The sequence below is a fragment of the Shimia sp. R10_1 genome (genome assembly GCF_017744095.1).
In the GTDB taxonomy this organism is placed as follows: Bacteria; Pseudomonadota; Alphaproteobacteria; order Rhodobacterales; family Rhodobacteraceae; genus Shimia.
Genome location: NZ_JAGHQX010000002.1, coordinates 177,006 through 202,395 on the forward strand (window position 1 = coordinate 177,006; position 25,390 = coordinate 202,395).

Below are 25,390 nucleotides of genomic sequence, written 5' to 3' on the forward strand. Positions count from 1 at the left end.
ATGCCGCTCCTTTTGAAACTACTGACCCAGCGCATCGCGCTGGGTCTGCTTCTGCTCTTTCTCGTCTCGATCCTGATCTTTGCTGGCACGCTCATTCTGCCGGGAGACGTGGCACAACAAATCCTTGGTCAATCGGCAACACCTGAAGCCCTCGCCAATCTGCGCGAAGAACTGGGCGTGAATGATCCGCCCGTACAGCGCTATTTTGACTGGCTTGGTGGCCTCGTTCAGGGAGATTTGGGCACGTCGCTGACCAGTGGCAAAGACATCACGGAGTCCATCGGCAGACGTTTGGGCAACACCCTTTTCCTCGCTTTCTGGGCAGCAATCATCGCTGTGCCTCTCGCGATTTTGCTGGGCCTTTTGGCCGTGCGCTATCGTGAACGCTGGCCTGACAAAATGATATCTGCCGTGACGCTGGCGTCTATCTCTGTCCCTGAGTTTCTGATCGCCTATGTCGCCATTTTCTTTATTTCGGTGCGCCTGCGTTGGGCACCCTCTGTTACGACCATAAACGACAGCATGAGCCTTGGTGAAAAGCTGCACACCATCAGCATTCCGATTGCCGTGCTTACACTTGTGGTCCTGGCGCATATGATGCGCATGACCCGTGCAGCCATTTTGAATGTGATGCAGTCTGCATACATCGAAACGGCAGAGCTTAAGGGCTTGCGCATGTTCACCATCATCTGGAAACACGCTTTACCAAACTCAATCGCACCTGTTGTGAATGTGGTGATGCTGAACCTCGCCTATCTGGTGGTGGGGGTCGTGGTGATCGAAGTGGTCTTCACCTATCCTGGCATGGGGCAGTACCTCGTTGATCATGTTTCCAAACGAGACATTCCCGTGGTGCAGGCCTGTGGCCTGATCTTCGCCGCGGTTTACATCGGCCTGAACATGGTGGCTGATATTGTGTCGATCGTCTCAAATCCGCGCTTGCGGCATCCGAAATAGGGAGGTTTTCCAGATGAGAATACCCATCGCCGCCCTGGTCGGGCTTTTTTTCACCGCGCTCTATTTCCTTGTGGCCATCTTTGCCCCGTGGATCGCGCCTTATGGCATGGCAGAGGTTGTCAGCCGAGATGTATGGCTGCCACCTTCCAGTGAGTTCCTGCTTGGCACCGACAACTTGGGGCGGGATCTGTTGAGCCGCATGATTTACGGTGGTCGCACCACGATCTTCATCGCGACAGCGGCAACGATCGTCAGCTTCACGACAGGTTCTGTCCTCGGTTTCCTCGCCGCTGTTCTTGGCGGTTGGGCGGATCAAGTGATGAGCCGTTTCGTCGATCTGGTGATGTCGATCCCATCCCTGATCTTTGCGCTGGTGGTGCTGTCAGTGACCCCAGTGACTGTCCCCGTGCTGATCGTCGTAATGGGCCTTCTGGACTCCACACGCGTGTACCGTTTGGCGCGCGCCGTGGCAGTGGACATCAACGTAATGGACTATGTTGAAGCCGCCAAACTGCGTGGCGAAGGCCGAGGCTGGATCATCTTCCGTGAAATCCTGCCAAACGCCCTCTCTCCGCTGATCGCAGAGATGGGCCTGCGCTTTATCTTTATGGTGCTGTTTGTTTCCACACTGTCTTTCCTGGGCTTGGGCGTACAACCGCCGCAAGCGGACTGGGGCGGCATCGTGAAAGAAAATGCTGATGGCATTGTCTACGGCATTGGCGCGGCACTTTATCCCGCAGTGGCAATTGCCACTCTCGCGATCTCTGTAAATCTCGTGGCGGACTGGGTTTTGAACCGCACCACATCGCTGAAAGGAGGCCGCGGATGAGCGACACGCTTCTAAAAGTCCAAAACCTCAAAATCGGCGCCACGGTGTATCCCCCCGGTGAAAAACCACACGATATTGAGATCGTGCATGGCGTGAGCTTTGAGCTGGAAAAAGGCAAAGTGCTTGGCCTGATCGGCGAGTCTGGTGCGGGCAAATCAACGATTGGCCTTGCGTCGATGGCCTATGGCCGAGGTGGAGTGCAGATCACAGGCGGCGAAGTCTGGGTGAATGGCCGGGACATTTTGAAAACAGGTCATGGTGATATCCGCAGCCTGCGTGGCAGCGAAGTGACCTATGTCAGCCAATCTGCTGCCGCTTCGTTTAACCCTGCCAAAAAGATCATGGATCAGGTCACTGAGGCTGCAATTGTGCAGGGCAAGTTTTCCAAGAAGGAGGCCGAAAAGCGTGCGATTGAACTGTTCCGCAAGCTTGGCCTGCCAGATCCGGAAAACATCGGAAGTCGGTATCCTCACCAGGTGTCAGGAGGTCAGCTGCAGCGCTGTATGACCGCATTGGCCCTATGTCCAGAGCCCGACTTGGTGGTCTTTGACGAGCCGACGACGGCGCTGGATGTGACCACACAGATTGATGTGTTGATGGCCATTAAAGAAGCCATTCGTGACACCGGTGTCGCGGCACTTTACATCACACATGATCTGGCGGTCGTGGCCCAAGTCAGCGACGAAATCCTCGTGCTCAAAATGGGGGATATGGTCGAGCATGGAACAGTGGATCAGATCATCAATGATCCGCAAGAAGACTACACAAAGGCCCTTGTTTCGGTACGTTCGATTGACCATGCCGAAAAGGAACCAACGCCTGAACCTGTTCTGAAAGTTCAAAACATTACAGCCCGCTACAAAGGCACCAATTTTGATGTTCTCAAAAACATCAATGTGGAGCTGCACGCAGGTCAAACGCTTGCGGTGGTAGGAGAAAGTGGCTCCGGCAAGTCGACGCTCGCCCGAGTGATCACAGGGCTTTTGCCGCCCAAAAATGGGACGATCCATTTTGCAGGGCGCGATCTCTCTCCTGATCTGGACGGACGTTCGCGCGAAGACTTGCGTGAGCTTCAGATGATCTACCAGATGGCGGATGTCGCAATGAACCCGCGCCAGACCGTGGGCACGATCATTGGTCGTCCGTTGGAGTTCTACTTCGGCCTCAAAGGGGCAGAAAAACGCAAACGCGTCGTCGAACTTCTGGACGAGATCGAGATGGGCGAGAAGTTCATTGATCGCTATCCAGCGGAACTTTCAGGCGGCCAGAAACAGCGTGTGTGTATTGCTCGTGCTTTGGCTGCAAAGCCCAAGATGATCATCTGTGACGAGGTCACCAGCGCGCTCGACCCACTTGTGGCGGATGGCATCCTGAAGCTGCTTCTGGATCTGCAGAAAATCGAGGATGTGGCGTATCTCTTCATCACCCACGACCTGGCGACTGTAAAGGCAATCGCGGACTCGATTTCCGTAATGTATCAGGGCGAGGTCGTCAGATACGGCGGGAAAACCGATGTGCTGAGCCCTCCATTTGATGACTACACCGACCTTCTGCTGAGCTCTGTGCCGGAAATGAAACTCGGCTGGCTCGAAGAGGTTATCGCGCACCGCAAAATGGAAAGCGCCGGAAACTAATTCCAAACACCAAATCGAAAAACATGGGCGATGTCATCAAGGCGTCGCCCTTTTTCATTAGCCGGGTTGAAAGTGTCGCATTCGCAATAGTTCTTGAGGGCGAAACTGGCGACCGTGGACCGGACTGAAAGGGAGACTCAAATGAACCGGAAACTTTTGCTCATCATTCTGGATGGCGTGCCTTGGCGCAATTGGGAACGGTTGTTTGGCAATCTGGAAGGTTGGGTTGCCGACGGCACCGCGCAGAAATGGAAAATGCGCTCGGTTTTGCCCTCTACTTCGGCCAGCTGTTATGCGTCGATCCATACTGGCGTGACGCCGCAGGAACACGGGTGCACAGGTAACGGCAATGTTTTTCGGATCAACCAACCAGATGTGTTTGCTCAGGTGCGCAAGTCAGATGGCGTGACCGGTGCAGTCGCGCATTCGTTCTGGTCGGAGTTCTTCAACCGGCATCCTTTCGACTACGTTCGGGATGTAGAGTATGACGAGCCAGAAAGCGACACGATCAATCACGGTCGGTTCCACTCCATGACAGGCTACGGCATGGCCAACCAGATGACCCCCAGCGATGTGGATCTTTTTGCCACGCTGACCAACCTTTGCCTGAAACGCGGTCTGAATTACGGCATGCTGCATAGCTGCACGCTCGATAGCATGGGGCATCGTTTTCAGCATGACAGCCACGAAATGGATCACGCCTGTTTTGTGATGGACGAGATGCTAGCACCGTTCATCCCGAAGTGGCGCGCCCTAGGCTATGAAGTGATCGTAACGGCAGATCACGGTCAGGATGCACGCGGGCACCACGGCGGTCGTGACCCTCTGCAACAGGAGTTCGCACTTTACTACTTTGGAGATGCAAAGGGACCGGAGACGGATACGGTTCTCGATCAGCTGCAGCTGGCCCCCACAATCCTGTCCCGTCTTGAGGCAGAGATCCCGGAGACCATGAAAGCGGCCCCTTTCCTAAGTTGAGGGCAGCACCGTATTAAACGCGGTCTCAAGCGCATCACAGATCAATGGGATATGGGCATCTTCCATAATGAACGGCGGCGCAAGCAGTACATGCGCCCCGTTCTGTCCATCAATCGTACCGCCCATTGGATAGCAGATCAGGCCAGCCTCAAACGCCGCGGTCTTGAGCTTTGCCGCAATGCCAAGTGCGGGATCAAACGGCGTTTTGGTGTCACGATCGGCCACCAGTTCGAGACCCAGAAATAGCCCTCTCCCTCGGATGTCACCGATATTGGCGTGCTGTCCAAACCGCTCTGCCAAAGCCTGACGCAGTTTGGCGCCCATAGGTGCCACCCGGTTAACAATGCCATCATCCACCAAGCGTGTGAGCACAGCAAGCGACGCCGCCGCAGCGGTTGGGTGGCCATTGTAGGTATGACCGTGTTGGAAGAAACCGGAGCCGTCCCGAATGGTGTTATAAATCTCGGCTGAGCAGAGCATCGCACCGATAGGTTGGTAACCGGCCCCGAGCCCTTTTGCGACAGCGCAAATGTCTGGCCTCACGTCGTCCTGCTCACATGCAAACAACGTACCGGCCCGCCCCATGCCACACATGACCTCATCCAAGATCAGCAACACACCGTTGGCGTCGCAGATTTCGCGGATGCGTTTGAAATAGCCTTCAACCGGAGGCACAGCACCCGCGGTTGCGCCGACGACAGGCTCCGCGACAAAGGCCAAAACGTTTTCCGCGCCCAGTTCATCTATCGCATCCTGAAGCTCATTTGCGACGCGCTGGCCATAGTCAAAAGCCGTTTCACCGATTTCTTGGCCGCGATAGGCATAGCACGGTGAAATATGGTGGGTGTCCATCAGGAGCGGCGCAAAAGGTGCGCGGCGCCATTCGTTCCCGCCCGTCGCAAGCGCGCCGAGGGTGTTCCCGTGGTAACTCTGTCGGCGTGCAATCACGTGGCGGCGATGGCCTTCGCCCTTCTCAAACGCATATTGCCGCGCGAGCTTAAGCGCGCTTTCCATCGCCTCAGAACCACCTGAAACGAGGTACACGCGATCCAGCCCTTTGGGAGCGTTCTCCACCAGTTTTTCTGCCAAAGCCTCAGCCGGTTCTGAGGTGAAGAAACCTGTGTGTGCAAAGGCGACCGCGTCCACTTGGGCTTTGATGGCTTGCACCACTGCCGGATCGGAATGGCCAAGGCAGGATACAGCCGCCCCTCCAGAGCCATCGAAATAGGCTTTCCCTGAAGTATCATACAAAAACGGGCCTTCGCCGCGCGCCACAGTGGGGAGCGTTTTCTTGGAGTGCCGAGGAAAAACAAAGCTCATGATTTTGCCGTTTCTTTTAATAGCGGGCGCCCCAACGCCTGGGCGATGTTGACCACGTGGCGGATGTTTTCGGCGTTGTCCTCTGCCAAACTGCCATCGGGGCGATGGATGTTGTTTTCAAAGCCTATGCGCACGTGACCACCCAACCGGATAGCCTCTTCTGCGACGGCTTGTTCATTTTTCCCAAAGGCGCAGACGGTCCAGCGGTCGGCCACATTTGCGACAGCTGAAACAAACGGTGCGAGCTCAGAGACCTCTGCCAAGCGCGGAGGCGCATAGCGCCCCAGGACGAGCAAGACATCACAACCTGACCGCTCCACCTGCCCCGACGCCTGCAAAGCCGCAAGCAAATCGATGTCTTCGTAGCTGTAAAGGATATGTTGAACATGCACATTTGCCTCACGCACGAAGGCATACACCTCGCGCGCCAGCCTCTCATCGCGCGCCATCTCGCGCACAGAAATGCTGGCCGCGTCGGGCACAAGCGATTTGAGGACTTCAAACTGGTCTGTGACGTCAAAAATTCCTGCTGATTCCGTTGTGATTTGCACGCTCAATTCAGGGGCGATTTGCGCCACTGCTGCCATAGCCTCACGGTAGCGCTGCGCATCTAGTGAGTGCTCTCCCGCATCGGTGCGTACATGGAGATGAATCTCATCAGCGCCGGCAATTGCACATTTTTGTGCCGTCAAGGCGATTTGATCGGTTGTAATTGGCAACGCCGGGTGATCTATGCGCCCGCGCCGGGCTCCGTTTGGGGCCACGGTGATTTTCAACGGTTCTGCCGTTTGCCAATCTAAGGTTCTATCAGACAAGTGCTCAGTCATGAGGTCTCTCGTTTTGCTCCACGTCCGCAAGCAGCAATACATGAAACAAATGTTCCAAATGTTGACATTCGTTAAAACACTTGCGTAAATCGAGTCAAGAGGAGGAAAACGTGAGCAACGCCAACCGTCTCCAAGAACGGGTTGCAAAGAACTACGCGGGCTTAAGCACAAAGCTTAAGGCTGCGGCTGACTATGTCGTGGCCAATCAAACGGATGTGGCGACACGCTCTTTGCGCTCTGTGTCTTCTGCGAGTGGTGTATCGCCCGCGACGCTGTCCCGACTGGCGCGCAGTTTGAACTTTGACAGCTATGAAGACATGCGCGAACTCTGCCGTGAAACCGTTGGCGCGCGCTCATTGTCCTTTTCAGAACGTGCTGAAGCACTCAAAAACAGCCAGCAAGCCGAGCAATCCATGCTCGACAGACAAGCGGCAGCCTGTGTTCTGAACATTTCAAAACTGGGAGAGCAACTGAACCGCGACCTGCTGCAAGACGCAGTCAACGCGCTTGAAAAGGCAGAGAATGTTGTGCTGTTTGGCGCGTTTGGTTCCACTGGGATTGTTGAGTACGTGGCCTATCTCGCCAATTACTTCGCGACCAACTGGACACTCGCAGGCCGTATGGGGGCATCACTGGGAGCATCGCTTGCCACGCTCAATGAGCGCGACACCCTTCTGATTGTAACCAAAGCACCCTATGCAAAAAAAGCAGTACGTGCCGCCGAATATGCGCGTGAAGCGGGGGCGCAGGTGATCATCATAAGCGATAGTCATGCGTGCCCTGCGATCAAATATGCAACTTTTCCCTTTATTGTTCCGTCAGATAGTCCACAATTCTTCTCGTCCTATGCTGCGACTCTGTCTCTTCTGGAGACCATGATAGCCATGCTGGTTGCGCAGTCAGGCGAAGACGCAAGCCGCCGGATCCGCGACGTAGAGCGCAGGAACCAAAGCTTGGGTGAATTCTGGAACGACTGACAACAAAAACACTGAAGTTAACAACCATCATCAACTAGGGAGACTATGATGATCTCGAAACTGAAACTGGCGGGTGCCGCCATTGTTGCCTCCATGGGCATTTCTGCTGGCGCGTCCGCACAGGAGTTTATCTCCATCGGCACCGGCGGCGTGACAGGCGTTTATTACCCAACTGGCGGCGCAATCTGCCGTCTGGTGAACAAAGGTCGCAAAGAGCACGGCATCCGCTGCGCCGTAGAGTCCACCGGTGGCTCTGTTTACAACATCAACACCATCAAAGCGGGCGAGCTGGAGTTTGGCGTTGCGCAGTCTGACTGGCAGTACCACGCCTACAACGGCACCTCCAAATTCGCAGACAACCCATTCCCAGATGTGCGCGCGGTGTTCTCTGTACACCCAGAGCCCTTCACAGTGGTTGCTCGCGGTGATGTGGACGTGAACAGCTTTGCTGACCTGAAAGGCAAACGTGTAAACGTTGGCAACCCAGGTTCCGGCCTGCGCGCAACCACCGAGGTTGTGATGGAAGCCTATGGCATGACCATGGACGATTTCGCACTGGCCACCGAGTACAAAGGGTCTGAAATGGCCAAGCAGCTTTGCGACGGCAACATTGACGTGATGATCTACACCATCGGTCACCCAGCTGCGGCCATCAAAGAAGCGACCACCACCTGTGACGCGAAACTGGTGAACATCACTGGTGCGGAAATCGACAAACTGGTCGAGGAAAACTCTTTCTACCGTGTCGCAACCGTTCCTGGCGGCATGTACAAAGGCACCGATGAAGACACCACCACCTTTGGTGTTGGCGCGACCTTCGTGACCTCCGCAGAGATTGCAGATGACGTTGTTTATGTTGTTGCAAAATCCGTGATGGAAAACATCGAAGACTTCCGCAAGCTGCACCCTGCGTTTGCAAATCTTGACCCAGCAGAAATGGTGCAAGACGGCCTCAGCGCGCCGCTGCACCCAGGTGCTGAGAAAGCATACATGGAACTGGGCCTGAAGTAACTTCAGGTTAACATTTCGAAAACACACAAATGCGCCCCAGAAATGTGGGCGCATTTGGCAAATGGGCTAGACGAGGACAAAAATGGTTCAGGACCCCAACAAAGATGGCAATGTATCCGCCGATGCCATGGTCGCAGAAGTCGACACGGGCGCACGCAATGCCGCGGGTTTTCAAGGAAAACTCATCATCGCGATCTGTATCATCTGGTCGTTGTTTCAGCTCTATATCGCATCAAAACTCCCCGGCACGCTTGCACAGCTCACCGGGTTTTCAGATTTTGCAAATGTGGTCAGCCAAGCGCGCTATATCCACCTCGCCTTTGCCATGGCGCTGTCCATTCTGGCCTTCCCGATGTTTCGCACGTCGCCGCGCGACCGCATTCCGCTATATGACTGGGCTCTGCTGATTATTGGCGTCAGTGCCTGTCTCTACCTCGTTTTCTTCCGTTACCAGATCGCAGACCGCCCCGGCCTTTGGAACAGCACTGACATCACAATGTCCGCAATTGGCATGGTCGTTCTGATGATCTGTGTTTATCGCTCTCTGGGCCTGCCTCTCGTGATCATTGCGAGCGCATTTGTAATGTTTGCCTTCTTTGGCGGCAACTCTGAGTGGGTGCGTGAGATCACCAACTATGGCGGCGCATCGCTCTCCAAAGCGCTTGGTCACTACTGGATGCAGACCGAAGGTGTGTTTGGTGTGGCTCTTGGCGTGTCCACATCTATGATCTTCCTGTTCGTTCTGTTTGGCGCCTTGCTGGATCGCGCGGGCGGCGGCAACTGGTTCATCAAAGTGGCGATTGCACTTTTGGGTGCCTTGCGTGGCGGCCCGGCGAAAGCCTCTGTTCTCAGCTCGATGATGACCGGTATGATCTCCGGCAGCTCGATTGCCAACACGGTGACCACCGGCACATTCACCATTCCGCTGATGAAACGCATTGGTTTCCCGGCCGAGAAGGCGGGTGCCGTTGAGGTTGCATCCTCCACCAATGGCCAGCTGACACCGCCTGTGATGGGCGCTGCGGCCTTCCTCATGGTGGAATACGTCAATATTCCTTACATTGATGTTGTGAAACACGCCTTCTTGCCGGCAGTGATTTCCTACATCGCACTGCTTTACATCGTGCACCTGGAAGCGCTGAAAATGCAGATGCAGGGCCTCAAGAAAGCGGGTCGCCATATCGGCCCGATCATGATCCTTGTGCTCTTTCTGACCGGCTTCATTGGTTTGGGGGCAATCACGTTTGCAATGATTGGCATCCGCAATGTGCTGGATCCGGTTGTAGGCGACAGTATCTACATCGCCGTGGCCATTGTTGCAGTGATGTATCTTGGCCTGCTCTATCTGGCATCCAAATATCCTGACATCGCCATGGACGACCCGAATGCACCGCTGGCGGCACCGCGTCTGACCCCCACACTTCTGGGCGGCGCATACTATGCGCTTCCGATCTTCATTCTGGTGTGGAACCTAATGGTGAAAACCGAAAATCTAGATCGTTTGTCCCCTGCGTTGTCGGCGTTTTGGGCGACGGTCTTTATGATCATCGTGGCCGTGACACACCGCCCAATCAAAGCGTTCTTCCGTGGTGAGACCGCTGTGAATGCGGCGTTCGCTGCAGGCTGGAATGACTTTGTACAGGGTCTGATCATGGGCGCGCGCAACATGATCGGCATCGGCGTGGCCACGGGTGCTGCGGGCATCATCGTGGGCACCATCAGCCTGACGGGCGCGCACCAGGTGATTGGTCAGGTGATCGAAGTCATCTCCGGGGGCAACCTGATCGTGTTGCTGCTGTTGGTGGCCGTTTTGAGCCTGATCCTCGGCATGGGTTTGCCAACAACAGCGAACTACATTGTGGTCAGCTCTCTGATGGCACCTGTCATTGTCGGCGTTGGGGCGCAGGCTGGCCTCGTGGTGCCACTGATCGCGGTGCATATGTTCGTATTCTACTTCGGTATTCTGGCAGATGACACGCCACCGGTGGGCCTCGCGGCCTATGCAGCGGCGGCCATCTCGCGCGGGGATCCGATCAAGACTGGTGTTCAAGGCTTTGCTTATGACATCCGGACAGCGCTTCTGCCATTCATGTTTATCTTCAACACCGACCTGTTGCTGATCGATGTGGGCTTTGGCAAAGCCATACTAGTGTTCTTTATCTCGCTCATCGCCATGCTGATATTTGCAGCGGCGACACAGGGGTATTTCATCGCAAAATCCCGCAAATGGGAAAGTGCTGCGCTGCTCTTTATCGCATTCATGCTTTTCCGTCCTGACTTCTTCCTGGATCAAGTATCTGAGAAGTATCAGACCGTTGTTGGCCCCGAGGCGATCCAGTTGGTTGGCGCTCAGCAAGAAGGAGCCTTGATCCGCTTTATGGTTGAAGGCCCGGATTTTGACACCGGCGACACGCGGACAACCACTGTCACTATGCTCTATCCGGGTGGTGATCCTTCGGCTGCAATGTCTGACAACGGCCTCAGCGTGCTTGAAGAAGACGGCAAATTGCTGTTGGAAGAGCCCTTCCCAGGCACCCCATACTTTGGCCAGTTGGGAACAGAGTACGACTACTACGGCGACCAGCCCGTGGTCATTTCACAAGTTCAGGTCGAGAATGACCGGATGCCAAAAGAGATCTTCTTCATTCCTGCGCTGCTGCTGCTTGCAGGCTTGATGATGATCCAGCGGCCACGAGCCACGCAGCCGGCGTTCTAAGGAGAAAAGCTGATGTTTAAGACAATCTTGCTAACTGTCGACGTCAATGACCTCAAAGGCTCTGAACGCCCAGCAGAGGTTGCACGCCAAATGGCCCTATCGGAAGGTGCTGAGCTACACGTGATGAACGTTGTGCCGGATTACGGCATGTCCATCGTCGGCTCATTCTTCAGTCAGGATCACAACAAACTGATCCTGAAAGAGGCCAAAGCCGCGTTGGAAGAGTGGTCCAAAAACGCCTTGAAGGACGTGGAGAACCTGCGCCTGCACGTTGATCAGGGGACGGTGTATGACTTGGTTTTGCAAGAAGCCAAAAACGTGGGTGCCGATGCGATTATCGTTGGCGCGCATAAATCTCAGCTGAAAGACTATCTGATTGGCCCCAACGCTGCGCGAATTTCGCGACACGCCAAACAGTCGGTTTTTGTGATTCGCTGAATCCAGAACATAAAATCAAAAAGAGCCCGCCAAGAAAATTGGCGGGCTCTTTGTCAATACCTCGGCCGAAGCCTACAAACGCGGTACAGCACTGTACCAGTTTTTCGCGAACACTTCAGTGCCATTCTCTGATGCCTTGAGCTCTGCTGCTACCAGGAAACTCTCGCCGTCAGTCCGCATAGACACCTTTGCATCAATCACGACTTGCCAGTCCCCGCGCCCGATCCGGCGCTGCCAGGTAAAACTGCTGTGCGCAGAGTTGGGATCTCTGTCTGTGATCGCGAACTGTTCCTGCAGTCGTGTCCCCGAGATGAGGCCCGTTTCCAGATCCTCAACCAGCCCAGTGTCACCAAGAATATCCAGCGTGAGGCGTGCTGTGCCGAGATCTTTGGTAATGGTCTTTTTGTTCTTTGTTTCTGAAAGCTGGCGTGTCCGTCGCGGTGTGGCAGCTTTGGGAAGATCAAAAGAAACGGTTGGTTCGTCGTCGCGGTCTGCTCTGACGGGCAATGCGATCGTCCCGGTGTGCAGCTCCAAGTTCGCCAGCTCACTTTCTGGCCAAACGTAGGGCCAATAGCTCGAGGACAGTGCCAGACGCAGGCTGTGGCCTGCTGGAACAGTATAAGCGCAATGATCCAGCGTCACCTCAACGTCCAAAGGTTCGCCGACAGGCAGGTCAACAAATGTCTCATGCCCGTCTCGATGGCGAAGGTTAAGCACACCGTGACTGATCAAAGTGCTCTGCCCATCAGGGTGTACATCACAAAGCCGCGCGATGATCTGCGCTCTTGGACGATCTGAGGTCAGGTTCAATCGCACGGATGGCGCGCCCACAATGGATCTCGCATCCTGTAGCGGCGCGGATTCAAAGCAGCAGGAAAGCGCATCATCTTCGCGTTGGTCACCCGGCAACTCGCCCGGCACCGTTCCAGCGGGCGCAAGCGAGACAGGAAAATACTCGCCGGCGGCTTGCCCACAAAGGAGCGCCGGCGCGATCACACGCCCAGCTTTACCCTGCTTTTGTGACAGGGTTTGCCCTGTCAGGTGCCAGTCTTCGGTCGCTGCGTTTGTCGCGGTCGCCGGATCGCCAATCCATTTGCCCGGGCGCTCATCATAACTGCTTGCGGGCGGCACGCTATCCATCAACCAGCGCCGCATATCAGGAAGGTTCTCAACCCCATTGTCGACGCCCTTCAGCCAACGATCCCACCACCGCAGCATCTCTCCTAGAAAATCAATTCGAGGTCCGGGGGCTGCAAAATGCGGGTATTTGTGGATCCAGGGACCAATCAACCCTTTGACTGGTGCGTCCAGATTTTCCACCAAATGTGCAATTGTGTTACGATAGCCATCGTGCCAGCCACCCACGCTCAAGACAGCCGCTTTTATGGCACTATAGTCTTCGCAAACAGATCCATGCTTCCAATAAGCGCTGCGGGCCTGTTCCTGCACCCATTTCTCTGCCAGAAAAGGCGTGTTTTCCAATCGGTGAAGCCACGCTTCGCGCCATCCATCGCCATAAATTTCGGGATCTGGCGGCAAGGCAAACCAACCAAGCACTGTGGACGCCCAGCCGACATTTTCGCCCAGCATGACGCCACCTTTGTAGTGAATATCATCCGCGAAACGATCAACAGTCGAACAAATACTGACAACAGCTTTCAACGGCTCCGGTGCCAATGCTGCAATTTGAAGGCCATTAAATCCCCCCCAGCTGATGCCCATCATTCCCACATCGCCAGAGCACCATTCCTGCGCAGCCAGCCAGTTGATGACCGCCACGCCGTCTGACAGCTCTTGAGGTGAATATTCGTCATCAAACAAGCCCTGACTGTCGCCACAGCCCCGCATATCAACACGCACACACACATAGCCATGGCCGGCCATATAAGGATGGGTCAATGCATCCCTCTCCGCCGTACCATCGCGTTTGCGATACGGCAGAAATTCGAGAATTGCGGGCAGCGGTACATCTGTTTCTGGTCGCCAGATCCGCGCAGACAACAGGGTGCCATCAGGCATTGGAATCTGAACATGCGCATGTTCGCTAACCTGATATGGGAACTCATTGACCGTTTGCATTGCGACCTCTCAAATTTGGCTTCTCGTCATGAAGCCAATCTGGGCAAATATATGCAAACAGGCAATAAAAAGCGGCCTAGCCTTCGCTGGAAATGAACCGCCGGATCAAAAGCAGCCGCGCCACCAACATCAGCACGAAACACAGAGCGAAAGACACTGTCTCCCCGATCAAAGGTGCCACAACCACGTAGATTGCGCCGCCGATCAGTGAGATCGTGGCATAAAGATCTTCTTTTAGGACGGACGGTGTCACGTTGCACAACACATCACGAATAATCCCGCCAACGATGCCCGTGATACACCCAATCACCACCGCGATAACGGCATGGGTCTGCGCCTCCAGTGCAACACGCACACCGACAAGCGTAAACAAAGCCAGCCCAATCGCATCCAGTTGCATCAGCAACCTGAGCCTGCGCCCATTCCCAGATGGCAAACGCGTGGCAATAAAATACATGGCCACTGCAACCGGAACCGCGGTGCCCAGATAACTCAGATCATTGATCCAGAACACAGGCATGCGCCCTAACAGCAAGTCTCTCAGCGTACCGCCCCCAACCGCTGTGGCGACCCCGATCAAAGACGCCCCAAACAGATCCAGACTATGGCGCACCCCCTGTATAGACGCAGATGCCGCCATAACCGCAGTGGCTATGATCGTCGTGAAGGCTACAAACTGTGTGAGCGGGTCAATCATTCGAAGGCCTGCATGTGGCATGACACGGATCAATAAAGCACGAACGCATACTAGACCCAATAAATTCAGGGGGCCCAAAGGCCCCCAAATATTAGCTGCCTGCCTACTGTCAAAACACCAAGCAGTAGGTTCCGCTTAGCCGATACGCCTTAAGCGTTTTCACGCAGGACATTCCCCGCCAGATAAAGAGACCCGCAAATCAGGATCCGCGCATCCGTTGTTGTTGCTGAGATGGCTGCAATCGCCTCTGCCACATTGTTGGCAACATGGGCTTTCATCCCTGCGTCAACAGCATGCTGTGCGGTTTCTTCGGCCAACAATGTGCTGGCCTCGCCTGGGATAGAAACCGCATGCAAACTGTCAGACACTTGCGCCAGCGGTGTCAAATAGCCCGATACGTCTTTGGTATTGAGCATCCCGCAAATGAGATGCGTTTCGCGTTTGGGCAACCCTGCGATATGTGCCGCCAAAGCTTGACCAGCTGCAGCATTGTGCCCTCCATCCAACCAAAGCTCGGCGCCTGCTGCCGCTTCCACCAACGGGCCGCTCCGCAAGCGCTGCATCCGTGCTGGCCAAAACACATCACGCATCGCAGCCTCACATGCATCAGCATCGAAACCAAGCTGGCGCAATGCAGCCAGTGCCGCACCCGCATTTTGAATTTGATGCGCGCCCGGCAAGGCAGGCAAAGGAAGATCAAGCAATCCTGTCTCATCTTGAAACACGAGCCGCCCACGCTCCTCATGCACATGCCAGTGCTGCCCGTAGGCGATCACAGGTGCACCAAGGCGCGCCGCGGTCGCCTCAATCACATCCATTGCCTCGTCAGGTTGGGGGCCCACGACAACAGGCACCCCGCGTTTGATGATACCCGCTTTTTCAGAGGCTATTTTGGCCAGTGTGTCCCCAAGGAACTGTTCGTGATCAATCGAGATCGGGGTGATGACGCAAAGCTCAGGCGCATCAATCACATTGGTCGCATCCAAACGCCCACCCAGGCCGACCTCAAGCAATGTGTAGTCGGCTTCAACCCGCGAAAACGCCAACAGCGCGGCACACGTCGTGATCTCAAAATAAGTGATGTTCTGCCGTTCGTTGGTTTCCCAGCATTCGTCCAGAACCTGCGTGAGATGCGCTTCGTCGATCAGGTCGCCCGCCAAACGGATACGCTCATGAAAACGCGCCAGATGTGGACTGGTGTAGGCGTGAACAGATTTTCCAGCACCTTCCAGCCCAGCACGGATCATCGCCTGTGTGCTGCCCTTGCCATTGGTGCCTGCAATGTGAATGACAGGCGGCAATTTTTTTTCCGGGTTGCCCAGCGCATTCAACAACCGCCACATGCGGTCCAAGGTCAGATCAATGATCTTTGGATGCAATGCCAGCATACGCGCGAGAATGGCGTCTGAGGTGTCAGGTGTTTGGGTCATATGCGCCTCCATTCCAGTCAGCTCGCCCTAAATGAAAGCGGGCTTCCGGTCAAACACACCGAAAGCCCGCATTGAAACGTTTTGGCTGGTCAGGTTACGCCTGCTGTTCGGCTTGCTCTTCAGCGGCCTTCTTTTCGGCCTCGTTTGGCGCAGGAAGATCCCCTTTTACAGCAGGAGGCATATCCATAAGCATCCGGATGATCGTCACCAGCTCTTCCTTCATCTCGGTGCGCTTGGTCACGCGGTCGAGCATGCCGTGGTCAAGCAGATATTCAGCGCGCTGGAACCCTTCGGGCAATTGTTCACCGATGGTCTGTTGAATCACACGCGGACCCGCAAAACAAATCAGAGCGTTGGGCTCGGAAATCTGGACATCGCCCAACATGGCGTAAGACGCTGTGACACCGCCGGTGGTCGGGTGCGTCAGAACAACGATGTAGGGCAGCCCTGCTTCTTTCAGCATCTGCACCGCAACAGTTGTGCGTGGCATCTGCATCAAAGACAAAATGCCTTCTTGCATGCGCGCGCCGCCAGCGGCGGAGAACAACACAAGCGGACGCTTCATGGCAACCGCCCGTTCTGCAGCTGCAATGATGGCATTGCCCACGTACATACCCATGGAGCCGCCCATGAAGGAGAAGTCTTGGCAGGCTGCGACGATCGGGGTGCGGCCAATCTCACCCTCGGCGACCAGCATCGCCTCTTTCTCGCCAGTCTTTTTCTGCGCGGCCTTCATGCGTTCAGGGTACTTCTTCTGATCGCGGAACTGCAGCGGATCAGCCAGCGGCTCGGGCACGTCGACCTCAACAAACACCCCACCGTCAAACAAGGCTTCAAACCGGTCACGGGCCGTTATTGCCATGTGATGGTCGCACTGCGTGCAGACGTTCTGGTTTGCCTTCAGCTCGCGGTGAAACAGCATTGTGCCGCATTCGTCACATTTGGTCCAAAGGTTATCTGGCACCTCGCGACGCGAAAAGATCGAGTTGATCCGCGGACGGACATAGTTGGTGATCCAGTTCATGTGATCAGGGTCCTCTGGCTTCCAATCAGTGACCGAAATAAGACGCTGCGTCAGGAAATGCAATCTATGCTGTGATGTCCAACACCGATCTTCGAATTTGCGCAGTCACTCAAAACGCACCACAGCCCTTGCCAACTGTCCCCAGAGCAACACTTTAGTGGCAAATATCCTTGATGGCTCAGAAAACTACCCTTGCGCGTTTGTCTCATCTCAACCAATTGGGTAGATAATAGAAAAATGGGATGCGCATCGTTTCGCAACCCGAAACAATGTGCAGGACTTTTTGACCATCATGGCAGGTAGCAAACGCGTTTTTCAGCAGTTTTTTCAAGCTGGTCTGGCTCGCTATTGGGCACGTGTCGCACGTAAGGCTTCACAAGAGGAACTGGGAAGACTGCGGCGTCAACGGCGTCGCGCGCGCACTTTGCGTCATCACCTAGACACGGTGATCTCAGTCTCTGAGAGCCGACTTGCGCTGCCTGTTGTCGGCTCTAACGCGTTTCCCAAACCACATGGCACTGACTGGTCTTGGCGGCCCGCCCTATGGCGTGAGCCCAACCCCACCAAGGGGCTGGCGTCTGTCCAGAACAAGGCAAAGCTTGGCAATGAGGTTACGTTGTTTCACGATTGCCGAATCTCTGAGCTGACGCTGCGCCAGCTGCGCAACCATCGCGAAAAGGACCTCGCACCTTTCGGCCTGCGCATGGATGTTTTTCGGTTTGACGGATCTTTCCTTTCGCTGGTGATTGATTTGCCGCCAGAGGCTGTGGTCGGGCTGCGCCGCGAACACGTGCTGCGGCTGGACACAATTGTTGAGATGGAAAAACCGCTGGAAATCTTTGCCCGCCTCAACATCCGCCATGGACCCAACACGGAACAAATCGTTCGTGAGTTGCCCCTAAGCGCCGAAGACATTCGCGTTGAGTTTGACTTGGCTTATTCCAACTTGAATGAAAAACGCGTTGAAAAGATGTGGATCGACTTGATCTTTGAAGGGCCGGAAATGAATCAGGTCGTGCTCAGAGATGTGACCCTGTCCAGACGCCCACGTGCCGAATTCTGAGCTACCGACAAAAAGGATTGAGATATGAGTGAGTTGTCACTGACGAAGACCCGCCTTTTTGATGGTATCTGGGAAGGCGCTCTGCACTATGAAGGTGAACCAGGTCCCGCCCCCAAGATTGATGTTACATTTCTGGGCGAAACGATTGATGGCGTCGCAATCGATACAACAGATACACCAAATACATGGAGACTTCGGTTCCCGATCCCAAAGGAGAGCTTGGCCGATGGTGTTCAAACCCTGTTGATTACCAACCAGATCACCGGCAAGCAGTTGGACAAGCTCAGTTTTGTGGCTGGTGAAGCTTTGGCAGATGACCTGCGGGCAGAAATCGATTTGTTGCGCGCTGAGCTGGATATGTTAAAGCGCGCTTTCCGGCGCCATTGCGTGGAAACCATGTAAGCGCACCGCGTCTGGCAACACACAACTCAAAATGGTGGCCAAACATTGGAAAACCCACTCACCGAATTGTTCTACATGAGCCAACCACGGCAACTGTTGTGGGGCACGATCGTGCTCAGTGCCTGCGCCATTATCCATGTGGGTTTCATCTCTGTGATGATCGAAGTGCTTGAAAAAATTGGGCGATGGGTGGCGATACGTTCGCGTTTCACCAAAACCGCAGTGCTGACCGGCGCGGCTTTCGCAATGATTGTCGGATCACACACCATTCAGGTTTGGCTTTGGGCCTATGTACTTATCTATATGGGCGCATTTACCTATCTTTATGACGCGCTCTATTTCTCGCTCGTGACCTACACGACTGTTGGCTACGGCGATGTTGTGTTGCCGATTGAATTCCGCGTGTTTGGGGCATTTGGAGGCGTCACCGGCATACTTTGCTTTGGCATTTCAACCGCATTTCTGGTGTCTCTGATCGGGAGACTGCTGCCACATTCCTTGGACTGAGACTGGACGGCTTGCCGCATTTGCGATCCCCTCAATCTAGGCCACAATAGATCTATGATGAAAATTGCTTACACAATGGCGCACGGGCGCGGGAAACTTGATCTGTTGCTTTCGGAGTTCGCTGAGCGTTTGAATGAGCGCGGCCTGACGGCACGCGGGATTGTGCAAACCAATACTGGCTGCGAGATCGATCAGCGCTGCGACATGGATGTGCGTGTCCTGCCAAATGGGCCGATCATTCGTATTTCTCAGGATCTCGGCAAAGAAGCCAGAGGCTGCCGTCTTGATCCAGACGCCATGGCCACTGCCATCACCGCTGTGTCGCAGTCCATGGAAGCGCCTTATGATGTGTTTTTGCTGAATAAATTTGGCAAGCAAGAAGCCGAAGGAAAGGGCTTCCGCGATCTGCTGGCAGAAGCGCTGGAGAACGGCGCAACCGTGATCGCAGGCACCAACCCGCTGAATGCCGAAGTGTTTGAGGAGTTCGCCGGGGGCATGGCCACGCAAGTGGCACCCAACATCGACGACCTCCTGGCCTGGTATGATCAGGTGAATGCCTAAACAGCCTGCACTCAACCGAAAAATGCGCGCCGCAGCAGGTTGAGCGAGGCGATCAACAGGACAAACAGCGTGGCCTGCCGAAAGCGGCGTTGGTCGATGCGATCCGAAATGCGCCCGCCAAACCACATGCCTAAGATCGCAGGTAGAACCAATAGCACCGACAAAGGCGCGGTCTTTGCAGTGAGCACACCAGAGCCAACATGGGCCAACAACAGCACGACTGATCCCAGCCCATAAATGACACCCTGAATGCGCATCTGCTCGGATTTCTCCGTGCCAAGCGCCGTCAGGTAAGCCACAGTCGGCGGCCCCCAAACGCCAGAAATTCCGCCAATGGCACCGGCCACCCCCCCGACAATCACCTCGCCGCGGGCTGTTGGCTTTGAGATCGTGATCGAGCGCCCCAAAAGCTGCAGCAGAGAAAACACGAAAACCGGCACCCCAATCACCAAAAGAAAAACATCCGCAGGCAGAATGCGGACAAACTGCGCGCTGATCACCATCACCGCACCACCTGCAATTAAGAATCGCCGGAAGCGCTTAACAGAGTGCCACGCGGCCGCACGGCCCTGACGCAACGCCTGCATTCCGTTTGTGACCAATGTGGGTAGGATCAGACCGGCCAAAGCCAGTTCCGGGGCCAGAAAAGAACTGAGGCCTGAGATCAGGACCATAGGCATGGCAAAACCAACCATCCCTTTGATAATCCCTGCCAAAACAGCAATCGCAGCACAAAGTAGCCACGCAACGGGCTGTAGGTTTAGAATGTCGAAATCCATATCTTCCTATAGTGCCTGACGTTCTGCCGGGCAAAGATTTGCCACGAAACAAACAATCAAAACGCAACGTCCCTTGGTATTTTTGTTGCGCTGCGGGTGCAAAGGAAATATGCACACTGCAGAAACAGAGGATATTGCGACATGGCTCATGATGGACAGGACTTGACGATGACGGCTCTGGTAACTCTACCCGATCTTCTGAAATTGACCGGCGCGGCTGTGGCCCCGGTTGAGGCCATTTTGGAAACCGCCATTGCGCGCGTGAAGGAAACTGTCTCCGAAAATGGTCGTGTTTCTGGCAAGTTGATTGAGGAAAATCAGACAGCGGCACATGGCCTGAGCTGGCTGGCAACCTACGCACAATCCCTCAAACAGATGCAGACATGGGCCGAGAAACTTGATGCGGATGGTAAGTTTGGTGAGATCGAACAGCTCATCCATCAGATCGCATTTGGCGAATACCTTTGGCAGGTTTATGGCGGCATCCCGATGAGCCAGGGCGAAATCATTCGCCTCCAGGACCTTGGGCTGACACAGGACGAGATGCGCGGCCTGATGGCACCTGACGTGATGACACTCTGCAGCGAAGGCAACAGCCAAGCGGCGCGTATGCGTCTTGTGGAGTTGATGCAGGAGCAGGCGGCCAATATCACCGTTGGCGCATCTGGTCTCGATGAAGAACTGGAAATGATCCGCGAACAATTCCGCCGTTTTGCGGTGGACCGCGTGGAACCCAACGCCCAAGAGTGGCACCTGAAAGACGAGCTTATTCCAATGGAAATCATTGAAGAGCTTGCAGAAATGGGCGTGTTTGGCCTGACTATCCCAGAAGAATACGGTGGGTTTGGCCTGTCTAAAGCCTCCATGGTTGTGGTGTCTGAGGAGCTGTCACGCGGCTATATCGGTGTGGGCTCGCTGGGCACCCGCTCTGAAATCGCAGCGGAACTGATCCTCTGTGGTGGCACTGAAGAGCAAAAACAGAACTGGCTGCCGAAACTTTCCAGTGCAGAGATTCTGCCGACGGCTGTGTTTACAGAGCCAAACACCGGGTCTGACCTCGGCTCCCTGCGCACCCGCGCGGTGAAAACAGAGGATGGCAACTGGGAAGTGACCGGCAACAAAACATGGATCACCCACGCGGCGCGGACCCAAGTGATGACCCTGCTGGCCCGCACCAATCCTGACAGCACCGACCACCGCGGCCTCTCCATGTTCCTGGCGGAGAAGACGCCGGGCACCGATGAAAACCCCTTTCCGACAGAAGGCATGACCGGTGGTGAGATCGAGGTGCTGGGCTACCGTGGCATGAAGGAATATGAGCTCGGTTTTGATGGCTTCAAAGTCAAAGGAGAAAACCTTCTGGGTGGCGAAGAAGGCAAAGGTTTCAAACAGTTGATGGAAACCTTCGAGTCAGCCCGCATTCAGACGGCGGCGCGGGCTGTGGGGGTTGCGCAGGCGGCGCTGGATGTGGGCATGCAATATGCGATTGACCGCAAACAGTTTGGCAAATCGCTGATTGATTTCCCACGTGTGGCGGGCAAGCTCGCGATGATGGCGGTGGAAATCATGATCGCGCGTCAGTTGACCTATTTCTCGGCCTGGGAGAAGGACCACGGCCATCGCTGTGATCTTGAGGCAGGCATGGCCAAGCTGCTGGGTGCACGTGTGGCCTGGGCCGCGGCGGATAATGCGCTGCAAATTCATGGCGGTAACGGATTTGCGCTGGAGTATTCCGTGAGCCGCATCCTGTGTGATGCACGTATTCTCAATATCTTTGAAGGGGCGGCTGAGATTCAGGCGCAGGTGATTGCAAGACGTTTGCTGAGCTGACACCCGCTCTCAGTTGGACAGCAGACCCGGCGCGGCTCTCCCTCGGAGCCGCGCTTTTTTTGTGCCCGTTAACAAAGTCGGTGATTCGACAAATCCGCAAAAACTGGGTGTCGGTATCGCGTCGGTATTGCGACTGTATCGCGGAGGTGCAAATTTCGGTGGTCTTTTCGCAGGTGCAGCACTTACCTGACCGCACGCTGTTGCGAGAAAAAGCGCAACATTTGGTCACACTCTGCCTGCGCCTGTTGCAGTGCAGCATTTGCACTCCTACGCTTCCATCATGACAAAGCGACTTTCACAGCAGGATTGGCTGCAGGCGGGATTTGAAGCGCTCACTGAGGCCGGACCAGCCGCCTTAAAGGCCGAGCCACTGGCGCGGCGGCTCGGCACAACCAAGGGTTCATTCTACTGGCACTTTGACGATGTACCGGGATTTCACGCCGCATTGCTCGCGGCCTGGGCGAAGGATGCTGAAGCGGTGATCACCGCGCAACGTGAGGAAACCGGTACGGCTGTGCAGAAGCTGCGCGATCTGGCGCAGATTGCCGAGCAAGAGACAGACAGCGAGGCCACGCGGCTTGGGCCAACGATGCGGGCCTGGGCGCGGGACAATGCGGATGTGGCCGCTCAGATCGCGGCGGTTGATGAGGCCCGCATGGCTTACATCACAACTCTGCTGTCAGAGATTGGGCTCACCAACCCAGAACTGACCCGATTGCTTTATGGCGCGCTCCTTGGCATGGAGGCCTTGTCTGCACATGATGGTGTGCAGAATGGCCCGGCGTTGGGCACATTGGTAGATTTGATTTTGGCATTGCATGAGGCGGAATGATGGCACGTTTTCTGGGTCTATTGGCCATAAGCTTGGGGATCGCAGCCTGCGCGCCGTCTGAGACCGTCACGCAATATGGCGGTGCAGACTACAAATGGCAGCTGCAACAAATTGATGGCGCAGCTGTGAACTATGCGGCAAGCCTCACCTTGGGCGATAGCGGCAAGGTGATGGGTGATGGGCCTTGCAACAGCTTTCTGGCGACTCAGGACGCACCTTACCCATGGATCAACATTCAGGTGGATGTGGTGGAGCAGATCTATTGCCCGGACATTGACCGCGAAGAGGCCTTTCTGACTGCGCTGCAGGAAATGAGCCTTGTGGAGGTGTCCGGCCCCAACATGGTGATGAGCAACGATGCGGGGCGGGAAATGGTGTTCAGCGGTCTGCCAACTGACGTGCAAAGCGATCAATAAAGCGCGCACGCGCATCCGGCAGCGGCTTATGGCCGAGATCGGGTGCGAGCTTTTCTGACAGGAAGTAGCCCGTGGTCGCCAGAGCGGCCAGAACTTCCTCATCGGGCGCGGGGCCTTCCCCCTTCAACACAGGCGGCAAAGGTAGCAAACGATCCGCCCACTCCCCTGCCCCTTTGGCAGAAACGGCGCGCCCGGATTTTGGGGAAACATAGATCAGGTTTTCAGTGCTGCCCGTTACCGCGCAAGCGGTCAGATCAAGGCCGTAGCCCAGCTCGGACAGCAGTGCCATTTCCCAGCGCAGATAGGCCAGCGGCCAGAGCTCCTGCTGCCCCAGCAGATCAAGCAACTGCATGCTTTGATGATAAAGCGCTGGATAAGGTTCACGGTCTGGCAAGCAAAAGGACAAAAGAGCTGTCACCGCATTAAGACCGGCCAACGAGAAGCGATCCCCCAGCACCGCCGCACGGGAGCGGAGAGGCTCCACCGTGTAGGTGCCAATGTGATCTGACAGGCGCGCGCGCCATGTGAGATCGACCTGCCCACCGGGTTGCAGGATGGGTGTCATCTTGCGGCTGATGCCACCGCGCACGATGCCCGCATGACGGCCCCGAGTCTCGGTAAAGGCCTCCAGAATGACAGAGGTTTCCCCGTGTTTTCGTGTGCTGAGCACAAAGCCCTGATCGCGCCAATCCATCGCCACATCCTTTGGCTCAGAAAAACCGTTACCGTGCTGAAAGGAAAGCCGTTTTTTGTGAGATCAGTCAGACAGACCCGGCTCATCGAGCAAATGGCGCCCCTGACGGTCCTCAACCTCGATCACCCAGGCGTCTGGGTCAAAGCTGCGCTGACGGGCCAATGCCGCATCCACATCAACCTCCTCGCCCTCGGACAGCACAACCCATTTGCGCGCCCCGCTCATCAGATCAAAGCTGCGCTGAAACACGGTGGCCTTGCCATCGAGCGTGTTGAGTTTCACCAGAACCGCCCCTGCGGTGTCATCGCCATGGGCGACGACAAAGGCTGGAATATCTGCCAGCCGAAGCCGCGCAATATAGGCATGCACCCAGAAATCAGCGGTTAGGCGCATTGGCGCGATCCTCAGGCGTTGCCGTCTTTGAAATCAAGGCCCATTTCAGAATAACGCTCTTTTTCCTCAAGCCAGTTCGGGCGCACTTTCACCTGCAAAAACAGGTGGATACGGCGGCCCATAAACTCTTCGAGCTCTTCGCGAGCAGCTTTGGAAACCGCCTTGATGGTTTCGCCTTTGTTGCCCAGAACGATGCCTTTGTGCCCGTCACGCATGACGTAGATCATCTGATCCACACGTGCGGAGCCGTCTTTGCGCTCTTCCCAGTTCTCGGTTTCCACCGTCATCTGGTACGGCAGCTCCTGATGCAGGCGCAGGGTGAGCTTTTCGCGGGTGATTTCGGCGGCGATCATGCGCATGGGCAGATCGGCGATCTGATCTTCGGGGTAGAGCCACGGGCTCTCGGGCAGCTCTGCGGCCAGCCATTTGCGCAGGTCGGCGCAGCCGTGGCCTTTCTCTGCGGAAATCATGAAGGTTTCAACGAAGTCAAAACGCTCATTGAGATCTTTGGTCATTGCCAGAAGTGCATCGGATTTCACGCGGTCGATCTTGTTGATGGCCAGCGCGACTTTGCGGCCTTCAGAAATCTCTTCGAGCTGCTCCAGAATGGCTTCGACACCTTTGGTGATGCCGCGATGGGCCTCCACCATCATCACGATGACATCGGCATCCGCAGCCCCGCCCCAAGCAGCGGCAACCATCGCGCGGTCCAAGCGGCGGCGCGGGCGGAACAGGCCGGGCGTGTCCACAAAAACAATCTGACTGTCGCCTTCCAGCGCCACGCCACGGATGCGGGCGCGGGTGGTCTGCACCTTGTGGGTCACGATCGAGACCTTCGCCCCCACCATCTGGTTGGTGAGCGTGGATTTGCCCGCGTTGGGCTCTCCGATCAGGGCAACGAATCCGGCGCGTGTGGTCATGTGAATGCCTTTGTGAGTCAGCTGTGGCTGGTTAAGGGGCGTCTGTAGCGGAAATTCTGCGCTGGGGCTAGGGGCC

General features: G+C 55.6%; 25 protein-coding genes. 15 read left to right on the forward strand and 10 right to left on the reverse strand.

What is annotated here, in order from left to right; all coding sequences use genetic code 11:
* From J7413_RS05285 to J7413_RS05300, 4 genes are all read left to right on the forward strand, one after another.
* On the forward strand, positions 1–957 hold the full coding sequence (locus J7413_RS05285) for an ABC transporter permease (protein WP_209096994.1): 957 nt from the start codon (positions 1–3) through the stop codon (positions 955–957).
* A gap of 13 nt (positions 958–970) precedes the next feature.
* Positions 971–1,786, forward strand: a complete 816-nt coding sequence (locus J7413_RS05290) for an ABC transporter permease (RefSeq protein WP_209096996.1) — start codon at positions 971–973, stop codon at positions 1,784–1,786.
* The gene (locus J7413_RS05295) at positions 1,783–3,420 is read left to right on the forward strand and encodes an ABC transporter ATP-binding protein (RefSeq protein ID WP_209096998.1); all 1,638 of its coding nucleotides are present in this window, start codon (positions 1,783–1,785) and stop codon (positions 3,418–3,420) included. Before J7413_RS05290 ends, J7413_RS05295 begins: the two co-directional genes overlap by 4 nt.
* Before the next feature lie 141 nt (positions 3,421–3,561).
* Complete coding sequence (locus J7413_RS05300; RefSeq protein ID WP_209096999.1) at positions 3,562–4,398, forward strand: alkaline phosphatase family protein; 837 nt, start codon at positions 3,562–3,564, stop codon at positions 4,396–4,398.
* Here the strand turns inward: J7413_RS05300 and J7413_RS05305 are convergent.
* Together J7413_RS05305 and J7413_RS05310 are read right to left on the reverse strand one after the other, a co-directional pair.
* Entirely contained in the window at positions 4,390–5,718 is a 1,329-nt protein-coding gene (locus tag J7413_RS05305; RefSeq protein WP_209097001.1) for an aspartate aminotransferase family protein, read from the reverse strand. The two genes, J7413_RS05300 and J7413_RS05305, sit on opposite strands and share 9 nt — an antisense overlap.
* Positions 5,715–6,692, reverse strand: a complete 978-nt coding sequence (locus J7413_RS05310) for a 3-keto-5-aminohexanoate cleavage protein (protein WP_247743343.1) — start codon at positions 6,690–6,692, stop codon at positions 5,715–5,717. The genes J7413_RS05305 and J7413_RS05310 overlap by 4 nt, the downstream gene beginning before the upstream one ends.
* Here J7413_RS05310 and J7413_RS05315 point away from each other — a divergent pair.
* The 4 genes from J7413_RS05315 (at position 6,656) to J7413_RS05330 (ending at position 11,687) form a co-directional block, all read left to right on the forward strand.
* A complete protein-coding gene (locus J7413_RS05315; RefSeq protein ID WP_209097007.1) occupies positions 6,656–7,522 on the forward strand; it encodes a MurR/RpiR family transcriptional regulator in 867 nt (288 codons plus the stop codon). The genes J7413_RS05310 and J7413_RS05315 overlap by 37 nt on opposite strands.
* A 48-nt stretch (positions 7,523–7,570) precedes the next feature.
* Positions 7,571–8,533 carry a TAXI family TRAP transporter solute-binding subunit gene (locus tag J7413_RS05320; RefSeq protein ID WP_209097009.1) on the forward strand — a complete coding sequence of 321 codons (963 nt, stop codon included), beginning with the start codon at positions 7,571–7,573 and terminating at the stop codon, positions 8,531–8,533.
* Between the two features lie 82 nt (positions 8,534–8,615).
* Positions 8,616–11,249, forward strand: a complete 2,634-nt coding sequence (locus J7413_RS05325) for a TRAP transporter permease (RefSeq protein WP_209097011.1) — start codon at positions 8,616–8,618, stop codon at positions 11,247–11,249.
* Positions 11,250–11,261: 12 nt separating this feature from the next.
* The gene (locus J7413_RS05330; protein WP_209097013.1) at positions 11,262–11,687 is read left to right on the forward strand and encodes a universal stress protein; all 426 of its coding nucleotides are present in this window, start codon (positions 11,262–11,264) and stop codon (positions 11,685–11,687) included.
* Positions 11,688–11,759: 72 nt separating this feature from the next.
* Here J7413_RS05330 and J7413_RS05335 read toward each other — a convergent pair whose 3' ends face one another.
* The 4 genes from J7413_RS05335 to accD all read right to left on the reverse strand — a co-directional run bounded on the left by J7413_RS05335 (position 11,760) and on the right by accD (position 16,917).
* Positions 11,760–13,766: a CocE/NonD family hydrolase gene (locus J7413_RS05335; protein WP_209097019.1), complete on the reverse strand. Its 2,007-nt coding sequence runs from the start codon at positions 13,764–13,766 to the stop codon at positions 11,760–11,762.
* Positions 13,767–13,842: 76 nt separating this feature from the next.
* Positions 13,843–14,463, reverse strand: coding sequence for a trimeric intracellular cation channel family protein (locus J7413_RS05340; RefSeq protein WP_209097021.1), 621 nt, complete (start codon positions 14,461–14,463; stop codon positions 13,843–13,845).
* 149 nt (positions 14,464–14,612) lie between these two features.
* A complete protein-coding gene (locus tag J7413_RS05345) occupies positions 14,613–15,893 on the reverse strand; it encodes a folylpolyglutamate synthase/dihydrofolate synthase family protein (RefSeq protein WP_209097022.1) in 1,281 nt (426 codons plus the stop codon).
* Positions 15,894–15,987: 94 nt separating this feature from the next.
* A complete protein-coding gene (gene accD, locus J7413_RS05350; protein ID WP_209097024.1) occupies positions 15,988–16,917 on the reverse strand; it encodes an acetyl-CoA carboxylase, carboxyltransferase subunit beta in 930 nt (309 codons plus the stop codon).
* Positions 16,918–17,209: 292 nt separating this feature from the next.
* Between accD and J7413_RS05355 the strand changes: the two genes are divergently transcribed.
* From J7413_RS05355 to J7413_RS05370, 4 genes are all read left to right on the forward strand, one after another.
* Positions 17,210–17,980, forward strand: a complete 771-nt coding sequence (locus J7413_RS05355; protein ID WP_209097026.1) for a DUF6478 family protein — start codon at positions 17,210–17,212, stop codon at positions 17,978–17,980.
* Between the two features lie 24 nt (positions 17,981–18,004).
* Positions 18,005–18,382 carry a hypothetical protein gene (locus J7413_RS05360; protein ID WP_209097027.1) on the forward strand — a complete coding sequence of 126 codons (378 nt, stop codon included), beginning with the start codon at positions 18,005–18,007 and terminating at the stop codon, positions 18,380–18,382.
* A gap of 75 nt (positions 18,383–18,457) precedes the next feature.
* On the forward strand, positions 18,458–18,889 hold the full coding sequence (locus J7413_RS05365) for a potassium channel family protein (protein WP_209097029.1): 432 nt from the start codon (positions 18,458–18,460) through the stop codon (positions 18,887–18,889).
* Positions 18,890–18,943: 54 nt separating this feature from the next.
* Positions 18,944–19,450: a DUF2478 domain-containing protein gene (locus J7413_RS05370; RefSeq protein WP_348538726.1), complete on the forward strand. Its 507-nt coding sequence runs from the start codon at positions 18,944–18,946 to the stop codon at positions 19,448–19,450.
* 11 nt (positions 19,451–19,461) lie between these two features.
* Here the strand turns inward: J7413_RS05370 and J7413_RS05375 are convergent, their stop codons facing one another.
* Positions 19,462–20,229 (reverse strand): sulfite exporter TauE/SafE family protein, encoded by a 768-nt coding sequence (locus J7413_RS05375; RefSeq protein ID WP_209097030.1) that lies wholly within the window; start codon positions 20,227–20,229, stop codon positions 19,462–19,464.
* 141 nt (positions 20,230–20,370) lie between these two features.
* Between J7413_RS05375 and J7413_RS05380 the strand changes: the two genes are divergently transcribed.
* The 3 genes from J7413_RS05380 to J7413_RS05390 all read left to right on the forward strand — a co-directional run bounded on the left by J7413_RS05380 (position 20,371) and on the right by J7413_RS05390 (position 23,307).
* Entirely contained in the window at positions 20,371–22,059 is a 1,689-nt protein-coding gene (locus J7413_RS05380) for an acyl-CoA dehydrogenase family protein (RefSeq protein WP_209097032.1), read from the forward strand.
* A gap of 280 nt (positions 22,060–22,339) precedes the next feature.
* Positions 22,340–22,891 carry a TetR/AcrR family transcriptional regulator gene (locus tag J7413_RS05385; protein WP_209097033.1) on the forward strand — a complete coding sequence of 184 codons (552 nt, stop codon included), beginning with the start codon at positions 22,340–22,342 and terminating at the stop codon, positions 22,889–22,891.
* Positions 22,891–23,307: an META domain-containing protein gene (locus J7413_RS05390; protein ID WP_209097035.1), complete on the forward strand. Its 417-nt coding sequence runs from the start codon at positions 22,891–22,893 to the stop codon at positions 23,305–23,307. The genes J7413_RS05385 and J7413_RS05390 overlap by 1 nt, the downstream gene beginning before the upstream one ends.
* Here the strand turns inward: J7413_RS05390 and recO are convergent.
* From recO to era, 3 genes are all read right to left on the reverse strand, one after another.
* On the reverse strand, positions 23,270–24,001 hold the full coding sequence (gene recO, locus J7413_RS05395; protein WP_209097037.1) for a DNA repair protein RecO: 732 nt from the start codon (positions 23,999–24,001) through the stop codon (positions 23,270–23,272). The two genes, J7413_RS05390 and recO, sit on opposite strands and share 38 nt — an antisense overlap.
* Before the next feature lie 63 nt (positions 24,002–24,064).
* Positions 24,065–24,394 carry a DUF1491 family protein gene (locus J7413_RS05400; RefSeq protein ID WP_209097038.1) on the reverse strand — a complete coding sequence of 110 codons (330 nt, stop codon included), beginning with the start codon at positions 24,392–24,394 and terminating at the stop codon, positions 24,065–24,067.
* 11 nt (positions 24,395–24,405) lie between these two features.
* Positions 24,406–25,314: a GTPase Era gene (gene era / locus J7413_RS05405; RefSeq protein ID WP_209097039.1), complete on the reverse strand. Its 909-nt coding sequence runs from the start codon at positions 25,312–25,314 to the stop codon at positions 24,406–24,408.
* Between the last annotated feature and the right edge of the window lie 76 nt (positions 25,315–25,390).